The following is an 11,386-nucleotide window of genomic DNA, read 5'->3' as shown; positions in this document are numbered from 1 at the left end:
GAATTAATTTTTTTGGCGAAATTGTCTTTTTCGTGCCCTTTGAATCTGAGGAATTTGAAAATGTTTGAGCAAATTGTCCCGGTGACCTTGGAACGCCACCGCCACAAGAAGGTCCGCAACACCACGCAGTTTGATTACGCTGCAGGCTTCCACATTGCTTACGTGACCGTGCACGAGTTTGCTCGGGCGGCGGCCACCTACCCCATCGTTTTTCTGGAAGACAAGCCCAACGATGGCTTTCGCCCAGTGGTGTTGATGGGCTTGCAGCCGGGTGAAAACCTGTTTGTGGGTGCCGACGGGGCATGGAACGCTTCCTACATTCCGGCCATGATTCGACGCTACCCCTTCGCTCTGAGCAAGGGCGCCGAAGAAAACCGCTTTGTGGTCTGCGTGGATGAGGCCAGTACCTTGTTGAGCGACACCGAAGGCGCGCCCATGTTCGATGACAAAGGCGAGCCCACACAGGTCATTGAAAACGTCAAGCGGTACTTGTCTGAGCTGCAGCAAATGGACATGCTGACCCAGCAGTTCAGTCGCTTTCTGCTCACCAACAACTTGCTCACGCCATTGAACATGCGTGTGAATGCGACCGCTCAGGCGCGCAACATCACGGGTTGTTTCGTCATCAATGAGGAGCGCTTGAACGCTTTTTCAGACGCTTTGTTCTTGGAAGTTCGCGCCAAAGGTTTTTTACCGGCCATGTACGCGCACCTGATGTCGTTGCCACAAATCGAGCGTTTGGTGCAGCTGAGCAAGGCCAAAACCGGTCCTGCCGCCCAAGCCACTGAGACCGCGCCCGCGGCGACTGATGCTGCAGAGCCTGGCGAGCTTGTGTCTGCCCCATCCGAGCCCGCCGATGAAACCGCAACGCCCGCCGCACGCAAGCGTCGCAGCGATGCCTCCTGAGTTCAGGGCACCTGGTGCCCAAAGGCTGGGCTGTGCACTGGCCCGCCTGCTGTTGCTGGCTGTCGCGGGCTTGTCTGTTGCGGCATGGGCGCAAGACGCCGCCATCGCCGATGGGCAAGTGCAGCGCGCCAGTGCTCAGCCGGCTGCAACGGCAACGGATGCCATGGCGGCCCTGCGTGGCCCGTTAACGCCACGCAGCTTGGTGCAAGCGCTCACGGTGCGCAACCTGGAGCTCGCTTACGGCCGTGATTCGGTGGCCATTGGGGCCTCGCTGGCGGCGGCCGAGGCCGCGCTGTATGAGCCTATTTTGTTTGCCACGGCCAAGCGCACCAGCATTGAGCGCCAACGCACCACCGAGGAAAAGAGCAGCAATGTTTTTGTCCAGCAGGACAACAAACTGGATGAAGACGGCCGCATGATTGAAGCGGGTGTGCGCCAGCGTCTTCCCTGGGGCGGTGAGCTCAGCGTGAGTGCCCGCAATGCCGAACGCTCGAGCAATGTGCTGGCCAAAAGCGCCCCGCCTGTGACCCTGGAGGTCAACGCTGGCTTGGTGCTGTCTTTCAAGCAACCCTTGCTGCGGGGAGCGGGCGTGGGTGTCACGGAAACCGACAAGCGCGTGTCTGAGATTGAATCCCTGGTGGCCCAGTGGCAGTACCTGCAGCAGCTTCACAAGGTGTTGGCGGAAGGCTTGTCGCTGTTTTGGCAAGCTGAGGTGGCCAGCCAGGCCGCGCGTTGGCGCGAGCAACTGCTGGCCAGTACCGCATCCTTGGGTCAAGATGCGCGCGTGCGCGTAGAGGCTGGCAAACTCGCGCCCCGCGCGAATTTGGAGCTTGCCCGCGTGCTGCTGGCCCGCGAGGCTGATTTGAGCCGCGCTTTACAAACTCGAGATGAACTCAAGCTGCGCCTGCTCAGCAGCTTGGACCTCGATGCCTCCGAGCTGCCTGGCTTGCAGCTTGACGGTCAAAGTGTCTCACCCGCTGTGGCCACGCCCACGTTCGATGAAGCACTGGCGCAGTGGTCGCCTTACCAAGTTGCCTTGCTTCGCAAGCGTCAAGGCGAGCTGCGTCTGGCCTTTGCCAGCAACCAGCGCCGCCCAGCGGTAGACCTGGTGATGTCTTACACCCAGGCCGGTTTGGCCAATGCCAGTCGCCGAACCGCTTGGAGCACGGTCAAAGATGGCGACTATCCCGAGTGGTTTGTGGGTTTAAACATCGAGCTCGGTGCCCAAGGCAACCGCAAAGCCGAGTCCCAATTCTTGGCCCAAGTCAGGCGGGTGGAGCAGTCTGACACCGAAATTGCCGCCATCCGCCAAGCCTTTCTCAACGACAGGCAGGCCAAGCAGATGGCCCGTGACCAGCTGCTGCGCGAGACCGCCTTGACGAAGCAGGAAGTGCAAAGCCGCCAGGCCTTGCTCGACGATGAGCGCCAGCGTTTTGACGCTGGATTGGGCCTGCTGGGCAGTCTTTTACAGGCCGAACAAGACTTGCTGGAGTCGCGCATACGCGCGGCCGATGCGCAGGGCCGCCTTGAAACCGCTCGCCTGGCCCTGCTGTTGGCTGATGGCACATTGCTGACAGCCTACGGGATAGACACCCCTTTGCCCTCTTTGCCATGACCCTTTTGTTTTCTCCCCGCACCTGGTTTCAAGCCACCCTCCTGTCTGGTGTTCTCGGTGCGGTCTTGCCTGTACTGGCCACTGAATTGGTGGGCCTGGCCTTTCCGATGAGTGACGTTCAGGTCAGTGCCTCAGTGGCTGGGCTCGTCCAGCGCATCAGTGTGCGGCCCGGGCAGATGGTCAAGCCGGGAGAGCTCTTGCTGGAACTTGACAACGCCTCCCAACACGTGGAGTTGCGCCGCCGTGCCGTCCTGCTGGACGACGACAGCGAACTGCAGACCGCCCGCGTGCGCTTGGCGGCACTGACTGAATTGCTGCAAATGACCGAGCTGGTGGCCAGCAAAAGCCAGTCGGTCTCGAAAGAGGAGCTGGTCAAAGCCCGGTTGGAAAAAGCCGCGGCAGAGGGCAGGCTGCTGCAGTTGGTGGCCCAAAAAGCGCGCGAGCGCGTGGAGCACGAGCAGGCCCAGCTTGAGTTGCAGCAACGCACTGTGCGTGCGCCCTTGGCCGGTGTGGTGGTGGACGTGCCCATGGACGTGGGCGAGTGGGCCAAACCCGGTGACGTGGTGGTGCGGCTGGCCGATATCTCCCAAGTAGATTTGCGGTTGAACTTGTCGCAAACTGCGGCCGCCAGCTTTCGCGTGGGCGCCCGAGTGGCCGCCCGCTTTGAGGCCGGAGCGGCCCAAGTCCAAGCCATGGGCCAAGTGAACTTCGTCTCACCCATGGCCGACAGCGCCAGCGGTTTGGTCGACGTGCGCATTCGCTTTGCCAACCCCAATGGCCGCATACGGCCGGGTGCCAAAGCCGTGATCCGCATCCCAGGCGCGTCGTCCTGATTCCCGAGTCCTGAGTTTCGATTTCCCATGACCGAGCAAATCACTGGCGCTGCTGGGCGCCCCCGTCAGCCAGCCGAGCTCATCGACGCCATGCTGGGGCTACTGTCCGCGCCCCGCGAGCCGGACTTTTACGCCCAGTACGTCGAACTGGTGCAGGCCTTGTGCCGCACGGAGGCCGCCATGGTGTTGGACGCCACGGGCCTGGATGAAGGTGCCGCGGCCGAGCAAGCACCTCGCTTGGGCTTCGCTGGTTCGCCCGAAGACCTCCAGGCCCTTGCTGCGCAGTTCACTTTTGCTCGCTGGCAGGCCAGTGGCGCCCAAGGCTACAGCCACGAGCTTTACCGTAAAAACGATGGCTTGGGCGCCGTGATGCTGCTGGTGCGCCTGCTCGATACTGCCCCCCGTGCTTTGCTGCTGAGCCTGCCCGAGCGCGATCGAGCCCACCTCAAAGAGGCCTTGGTGCGCGCCTTGTTGGTCAAAGATCTGCGCCCTGCGGCGCCTCCAGTGCAGGCTGTTGCCACCGTGACCAGTCAGCCGACACCCACCGCCTTGCTCGATATGCTGGGCCTGGCCACAGAGGTGCTGCAAGCGCCCAGGTTCAGCGCAGCTGCGCTCACCTTGGTCAATGGCGCGGTGCGTACCATGGGTCTGCGTCAGGCGGTGCTGTGTTGGCGGGTGGCTGGTCAGGCCGAGGTGCTGGCCATCAGCCACATCGATAAATTTGAAAAGACCTCGCGCTTGGTCTCTGCATTGGAAGGTGCAGCCATTGAGGTACTCTCCACCGACCAGGTGATTTCTTTGGACCAGCATCAGGAAACTGCCAGCGCCGAAGAAGGAGACGCGGCTCAAGGGCCAGGGGCTTTTGCCCGCCCGCCCGGCCACCAAGCCCTGTTGGACAGTTTGGAGGGCATGCACCATGTCACCAGTTTGCCCATGCGTGACGGCTCCGGCCAAACCCAGGCCGTGCTCATTGCCGTGAGCGACAGCCAGCCCTTGTCGCCAGAGGTCGTCAACCAGGCTTTGCTGATGTTGGAAATGGTCTACCCACGGCTGGCAGACAGCCGCTGGCGCGATGCCAATGTGTTTCAGCGCCTGCGCCAATCGACCTTGGCGCGGCTGGAGTTGTTTGTCGGACCAGGTCGCCCGTGGCTGAAGCTGGGCACCTTGACAGCTTCTGTGCTGTTGTTGGCCATGTTTTTTGTCCAGGTGCCTTACCGCGTGGAAGCCAGCGCCCAGCTGACCACCGACAGCACTCGCCTGATGACCTCGCAAAATGACGGCCGATTGCTGGATGTCCTGGTCGATGTCGGCGACACCGTCAAACAAGGCCAAGCGCTGGCGCAATTGGATACCACCGACCTGCAGCAACAGCAGGCCGAGGTCCTCTCAGAGATTGGTCGCTATGCTTCTGAAGAGGACAAAGCCCGTGCCGGTGGCGCGTTGGCCGAGATGCAGGTAGCCCAAGCCCGCCGCGTTCAATCAGAGGCCAGGCTCAAGCGCGTGACGCACTTTTTACAGCAAGCGCGCACCGAAGCACCTTTTGACGGCGTGGTGGTGGAGGGTGAGCGGCGCAACCTGCTGGGTGCCTCTGTCAAGCGAGGTGACAAGCTGTTTCGCATTGCCCAAGTGCGTGATTTGTATGTGGTGCTTCAGGTGCCAGAGTACGCGATTCGCGAGTTGCGCGGTGACGCAGAGGCTGAACTGCTGCTGCTGAGCCAGCCCAACCAACCCATACGCTTGAAGGTCTCAAGTTTTGTGCCCATGGCCCAGGTCAAGGGCGAGGAGGGTAACCAGTTTGTGCTCAAGGCCCAGATATTGGACCCGGTGGCGCCCTGGTGGCGCCCGGGAATGACCGGTTTGGCCAAGATTGACGCGGGCTCGCGCAACATTTCTTGGGTGTTGTTTCACCGCACCATTGACAAGCTGCGTCTGTGGTTGTGGTGGTGATACAAGTCTGGTCAATGACGCACATTGTTCAACCTGATCGCGCGGTGTTGCCGCGCGCGCCAATCGTTTAAGCGCCATGTCTGGAGCCATTTACAGTGACGCCTGGTACCGGATCGCCGAGGCACGGGTTAGCCTTCTGCCTGGTGTGCGTACCAGCCGGCAAAGCTACCGAGGCCAGCCATGGGTCGTTCTGGAAGACGCTTTTGCCCATCGGTTTTTTCGCATCACCCCCGAGGCCCACGCTTTCTTGCTGACGCTGCACCAGGGCGTGACGGTGGACTCGGCCTGGCAAGCGTATTTGCGCGCCCACCCCCAGCGAGCACCTGGGCAAGAAGAGGTGGTGCAGTTGCTCAGCCAGCTGCATGTTTCCAATTTGCTGCACTTCAGTGACGGCGCTAACAGCATAGAAATCGACCGCCGCGCCCGCGAGGTCCGCGGTAAAGAGCTGCGCGGCAAGTTCATGTCGTTTTTGTACTTTCGCATGCCGATTTGGGACCCGGACGACACGCTGACCGCCATGGATAAAACTTTGCGGGCTGTTCCCACATGGTTGATGGTGGTGATTTGGCTGGCGGTGGGTCTGGCCGGTTCGGTGGCCGTGATCGGCCAATGGCATTTGATCGGCGATCGCGCCCAGGGTGCTTTTGCTTGGGCTAATTTGCCTTGGCTGTACCTGTGCATGGCCGTGATGAAGGTGATTCACGAGATGTGTCACGGTCTTGTGTGCAAGCGCTATGGCGGCAGCGTTCACACCTTTGGCTTGATGTTCTTGGTGACCACGCCGCTGCCCTATGTGGACACCACGGCCACCTGGGCGTTTCCGGACAAGAGGCACCGCATGTTGGTCAGCTCAGCGGGCATGCTGTCCGACTTGTTCATGGCTGCCCTTGGAGCGCTGGTGTGGGCGGCTACCGGGCCTGGCTTGGTCAACAGCCTGGCTTTTAACGTGATGTTGATTGGTTCGGTTTCCAGCTTGCTCTTCAATGGAAACCCCTTGTTGCGATTTGACGCTTACTATGTATTGGCCGATGCGCTGGACATTCCCAACTTTTACCAAAAGTCCCAGCAGTACTGGTTCTTTTTGGCCGATCGCTACCTGCTGGGCAGCCATGCGGCGCGCTCGCCGGTGGACGTGCCCAGTGAGCGCAAATGGTTCTTGATGTATGCGCCGGTGAGCCTGGTGTACCGGCTGATCGTGTCGTATGCCATCGTACTGTTCGTGATGGACATGTGGCTGGGCCTCGGCCTGTTGATGCTGGTGCTCACGCTTTACATGCTGCTGTTGGCGCCCGCTTGGAAGGGGCTCAAGCATCTGTTTGGCTCCCAAGTGCAGGCCCATCGCTGGCGCGCTTGGGGCGGCGCGGGTGGCTTGTTCGGGGCGGCCGCTTTGCTGGTCTTTGCCGTACCTTGGCCGCATTCCATCACGGCCCAGGGCGTGGTGCAAATGAGCCGCTTTTCGGTGTTGTACGCGCCCCTGGACGGGCGCTTAGAGCGCGCGGTGCTGGGTCAAGGCCAAACTGTGGCGGCGGGCACACCCCTCATGTGGTTTGATGCCACTGCCCTCAAGTTAGACATGGAGCAAACCCTGTTTGAACGTGAGGAATTGCTGGCCATGGAGCGCGCTTCTTTGTCTCGCCAGTCGGTGGATTTTCAGCCTCTGGTGGACCAACGGATGGCCAAGGAGCAGCGACTGCTCGAACTCAAAAGCCGGCTAGACAAAGCCGTGGTGCGCGCTCCACATGAGGGCCGCTACGTGGCGCTGGAGGGGGCTGAGCGCCAGGGCGCCTGGTTGGGCCAGGGCACCGAGGTGGGTCATGTGCTGGACCCTTCGCAGGGCTTTGCCTTTGTGGCCGTGGTCTCGCAAGAGCGAGCCCGAGAACTGTTTGCCTCCCCCGTGGGTGAGATCAACTTGCGCGTGTTGGGCCAGGCCGATCATTTGATCGAAGTTGAGCGCGTGGTGCTGTTGCCCTATCAGCTTGACCGCCTGCCCTCGGCCGCGTTGGGCTGGCTGGGGGGCGGCGACTTGGCCGTTTCCAACCAAGACGCCAAAGGCGAAAAAGCCGCTGAGGAATTTTTTGAGGTGCGCCTGATCCTCAAGCCCGACCCCAACTCGGGTGTGGTTTTGGCTCACGGCTTGCGCGGCTTGCTGCGCCTGAAGCTGCCGCCACGCTCTTTGTATGACCGCATTGACGAGTCGCTGCGTCAGTTGGTGCAAAAGCGCTATCGATTGGGATGAGCTTGGCATGAACTCAGACGCAGGTCTTCGCCGAGAAGCGTGGCACCCGCCCAGGGGATTGTTGGCAGAGCGGGCCTGGTTGCCGATTTGGCGCGAGCGTTTTCGGCGTTTGAGCGGCGCAGCTGCCCAGCAAACCGAGGCCGATTTGCAGCGCGTCAGGCACAGCGCCGAGCAGGCACAAGTCCTGTCAGACCAGGTGCTGCAGGCCCAGCTTGAACAACTGTCACAGCGCCTGCGCTACGCCGGCGCCTTGGCGCCTGACAGTGGGGCAGAGCGGCGCGCTTGGTTTGAGCTGAGGGCTCAGCTCTTAGGATTGTGGTGCGCCAGTGCCCAGCGGGTCCTCGGCCTCAAAGCCCACGACACACAAATTCGCGCTGCGCTTGAAATGCACAATGGTCACTTGGTGCAACTGGCCCCCGGTGAGGGGAAAACCTTGGCCATTGGTTTGACGGCCGCGCTTTATGCCAGTGCGGGCCGGCCCTGCCATGTGATCACCTCCAACGACTACCTGGCGGCGCGCGACGCCGAGTTGATGGCGCCGCTTTTGGCCCAAGCCGGATGGCGGGCAGTGGCTGTGACCAGTGACACACCGCCCGAGGCCTTGGCCGAAGGTTATGCCGCAGAGGTTGTGTACGCCACTGGCAAGCAATTGCTGGCCGATCACCTGCGCGACGACCTTTTGTTGGGTGGTGCCAAAGACCCTATGGGTCGGCGGCTGTGGGAGATGAAGCGCAAAGGCCAGCAGTCGCGACCGGTAGGGCGTGGGCTTTGGGTGGCAATCGTGGACGAGGCCGACAGCGTGCTGATTGACGAGGCCACCACCCCGCTCATCATTTCATCGGCAGACGACAACCCCATGCTGGTCGAGGCGGTGCTGGCAGGTAAGAAGATTTTTGAGAGCCTGCAGGCCGATGTGGACTATGTGGTGAAGACCGAGCCCGTGACCGACATCCGTTACACCGAGGTGGGCAAGGCACGCATTGACGACATGGCTTTTATGCTGCCACCGTTTTGGCGCTTTCCAGAGCGCTCGCAAGGGATGGTCTCCTTGTCCATCATGGCCAAGTATGTCTACCTGCGTGACCGCCACTACCTGGTAGACGAAGAGGGCAAGGTGGTCATCGTGGATGAAAAAAGTGGCCGCGTTATGGCCGGACGCTCTTGGAGCCATGGCATTCACCAGGCCATTGAGGCCATGGAAGGGCTGGAGCTGAGCAGCCCGCCAAAAACATCGGCCCGCATGACGTTTCAGGTTTTTTTCAACCGTTACCACCGGTTGTGTGGCGCCAGTGGCACCTTGCAAGGCATTCACAGTGAATTGCGCCAAACCTATGGTGTGGAGGTGGTGGCTGTGGCGCCGCGTGTGCCCAGCCGTTTGCGCATTGCGCCTTGGCGGCCTTTTGCGAAAGCTGAGCATCGGATGCAGGCCTTGATCGACGAATTGTTGGTTTGCCATGAGCAGGGCCTGCCCGTGCTGGTGGGCACGCGAAAACTGGCCGACACCGAGCGCCTGGCGCAGGCGCTGGCCCTGCGTCAAGTGCCGCACCAGGTGCTCAATGCCAAGCACCATGCCGAAGAGGCTCGCATCGTCGAGCGAGCTGGTCAGTGGGGTGCTGTCACGGTGTCGACCAACATGGCCGGACGCGGCACCGACATCATGGTGCCGCCAGAGGTGGCCGCCCAAGGCGGTTTGCAGGTCTTGATGTTCGAACCCCACGAAGCCATGCGCATTGAGTGGCAGCTGTATGGTCGCTCAGGCAGACAGGGCGCACCGGGGGCTGCTGTCGGTTTTGTTTGCTTGTATGACGAGCTGCTGGTGCAAGGCCTTGGCAAACTGTATGTGCGGTTGGTGCCTGTGCTTACCCCTATACTGTTGAATCGCTGGGTGCTCCCTCGCTTGGTGTGGTGCGCGCAAACCATCACCCAGTGGAAGGCCGCCTCGCAGCGCAAGAGGCTGGCCGAGCGCGAGCGCAAGACAGCCAGCCAGTTGTCCTTTTCCGAATAAATCCAACCACGACTGTTTCTCATGCCGCTCATCAAAATCAACGGTTTGGCCTACGAGTTCGACAACCTGGACGAAGAAGCCAAGGGCCACTTGCGCTACCTGGCATTCATTGACGCTGAACTCGAGCAATTGGCCATGCGCATGACCGTGATGAAAATTTCGCGCGATCAAATTGGCCAACGCCTTGACGCAGCCTTGCTGCGCCAGAGCGTGGTCCAGTCGCCGCCTGAGTTGGCGCAGCGCCCTCAGTCCGTACCCAGTGGCAGCGCATGAGCGAAGCTTTTGAGACCACCGTCGCCCCTGACATGCCGCAGGTGCGTGACTGGTTAGCTCGGCTGCGCCTGCAGCAAGGCCTGGATGCCGCCCGACAGGTTTTGCACATGCTGCGCCTGCGGCACCCCCATCATGCAGGCGTGCAAGAGCTGTTGGACTGGCACGATGCACAGTGGTGGCAACCCTTGCAATTTGGCGGCATTCGCTTGGTGCGGCGCGCTCCAGAACACTTTGAATTTGTCTGGTCAGTGGTACTTAACAAAGCGTTTGCAGCCAAACTCAAACACATTCCCGACCAACTCACGGCCCGTGACCTGCTTCACATCTTGACCCAGGACCAAACCACCTTGCTGCCCGAAAGCCGCAGCATCCAGTGGGTGGTATTCAAGGGGGATCAGCCCATAGGACTGGCCATGTTTGTGAACATCAACTTTCGCAACCGAACGGCCGAGCACATCATGGGTCTGCTCCCTGGGCACGATGTTTCAGTGCTGGTCGGCGATGCCTATTGCGCCACCTTGATGTACGCCTTCCATTGCCTGGGCTTGAACAAGGTATTGGGCTTGATTTACGGCAGTAACCGTGAAGTGGCCGAGCAGCAAGAACGGCTTGGTTTTGAGCGCGAGGGCTTGCTGCGCCAGGCCGTTTGGAACGATGCGCAGCAAGGCTACGAGGATCTGCTGCAAATTGCACTTTTGCGCGAGGCTTTTGAGCACAACCGAGTGCTGCAAGGCATTCGTCGTCGCCGACCGCACGATGCCCTGTTTGAGCGCCAGCGTGAGTGGCCTCGGTATCCGCTCAGCTGAGTGCCGGGATGAACTGCCGCAGATACTTCAAGCTCAGGTCGTAAGACAAGATGATGCGCTCTTGGGTGCCCTCGTGCACCACACTGTGCAGGTGCGCTCCGCCGTCTTTGAAGGCCAACAACTGACCGGTTTGCCAAGTCCGCGTGACATTTCCTACCGTGATTCGGCAGCCCGGGTCTTCGACCAAGCACAGGTGGATGCGCAGGTAGTCCGGGGTCCACCCACGGTGGGGGTTGATCACTGAACCTGGTATCAAGCGACTGACAAACACATTGCGCAAGTGGCCTTCGCTCTCCAGAGGCGCGATGGTGCCGGAGGTCACAGGCAGCTTGCTGCGAAACATGGCCACCATGGGCTCAATGTTGATGGCCAATTGGTTTTTGGACAGCTCAATGTGCTCGCCCTGAAAAACTGACAGTGGAAAAGCGTCCCAAGTATTTTGGTACAGATTGGCATACTTGGGGTAGGGCATGAAAGGCCGAAACTGCGGGATGAATTTCAGCACTTCGTCGCGAATGTTTGCAGCCTTGTGCAGCACATCCTGCGCCCAAGGCACATGGTGCAGTAAGTGGTCCCAAAACGGAGGCTCATCAGTAGGGATGATGTGGTTGTTCATGTGGTGCGCACACAAATGGGTCAAAAGACATGATTAAACACCCTGGTGCAACCGTTCAACCGTACAAGAGGGTCTGGCATAACAGCACGGAGCGCCTGTCTGCCTTGTCGCTGAGGTGAAGCAACGCCTCAGGCGACACCAAGCGGTTG

Annotated in this window: 9 protein-coding genes; 8 read left to right on the top strand and 1 reads right to left on the bottom strand. The window is 60.6% G+C overall.

Features of this window, described 5'->3' with window-relative positions; translation table 11 throughout:
- Positions 1–60: 60 nt before the first annotated feature.
- The 8 genes from ACHEXK_RS11130 to ACHEXK_RS11095 all read left to right on the top strand — a co-directional run bounded on the left by ACHEXK_RS11130 (position 61) and on the right by ACHEXK_RS11095 (position 10,621).
- Entirely contained in the window at positions 61–906 is an 846-nt protein-coding gene (locus tag ACHEXK_RS11130) for a SapC family protein (protein ID WP_416546170.1), read from the top strand.
- Entirely contained in the window at positions 896–2,521 is a 1,626-nt protein-coding gene (locus ACHEXK_RS11125; RefSeq protein WP_416546168.1) for a TolC family protein, read from the top strand. The genes ACHEXK_RS11130 and ACHEXK_RS11125 overlap by 11 nt, the downstream gene beginning before the upstream one ends.
- The gene (locus ACHEXK_RS11120) at positions 2,518–3,354 is read left to right on the top strand and encodes an efflux RND transporter periplasmic adaptor subunit (RefSeq protein WP_416546166.1); all 837 of its coding nucleotides are present in this window, start codon (positions 2,518–2,520) and stop codon (positions 3,352–3,354) included. The genes ACHEXK_RS11125 and ACHEXK_RS11120 overlap by 4 nt, the downstream gene beginning before the upstream one ends.
- 27 nt (positions 3,355–3,381) lie before the next feature.
- On the top strand, positions 3,382–5,301 hold the full coding sequence (locus ACHEXK_RS11115) for an efflux RND transporter periplasmic adaptor subunit (protein ID WP_416546164.1): 1,920 nt from the start codon (positions 3,382–3,384) through the stop codon (positions 5,299–5,301).
- Positions 5,302–5,377: 76 nt separating this feature from the next.
- A complete protein-coding gene (locus tag ACHEXK_RS11110; protein WP_416546162.1) occupies positions 5,378–7,537 on the top strand; it encodes a hypothetical protein in 2,160 nt (719 codons plus the stop codon).
- Positions 7,538–7,544: 7 nt separating this feature from the next.
- Entirely contained in the window at positions 7,545–9,542 is a 1,998-nt protein-coding gene (locus tag ACHEXK_RS11105) for a hypothetical protein (RefSeq protein ID WP_416546160.1), read from the top strand.
- A 21-nt stretch (positions 9,543–9,563) separates the two neighbouring features.
- Positions 9,564–9,815 (top strand): hypothetical protein, encoded by a 252-nt coding sequence (locus tag ACHEXK_RS11100; protein ID WP_416546158.1) that lies wholly within the window; start codon positions 9,564–9,566, stop codon positions 9,813–9,815.
- Positions 9,812–10,621 (top strand): GNAT family N-acetyltransferase, encoded by an 810-nt coding sequence (locus tag ACHEXK_RS11095; protein WP_416546156.1) that lies wholly within the window; start codon positions 9,812–9,814, stop codon positions 10,619–10,621. The genes ACHEXK_RS11100 and ACHEXK_RS11095 overlap by 4 nt, the downstream gene beginning before the upstream one ends.
- On the opposite strand, the gene ACHEXK_RS11090 is transcribed toward ACHEXK_RS11095, so the two are convergent.
- Entirely contained in the window at positions 10,614–11,237 is a 624-nt protein-coding gene (locus tag ACHEXK_RS11090) for an aspartyl/asparaginyl beta-hydroxylase domain-containing protein (protein WP_416546154.1), read from the bottom strand. The two genes, ACHEXK_RS11095 and ACHEXK_RS11090, sit on opposite strands and share 8 nt — an antisense overlap.
- Positions 11,238–11,386 lie beyond the last annotated feature (149 nt).

Source organism: Limnohabitans sp. DCL3, from assembly GCF_048019295.1.
Taxonomy (GTDB): domain Bacteria; phylum Pseudomonadota; class Gammaproteobacteria; order Burkholderiales; family Burkholderiaceae_C; genus Limnohabitans_A.
This window is presented reverse-complemented; position numbering and strand designations above follow the sequence as displayed.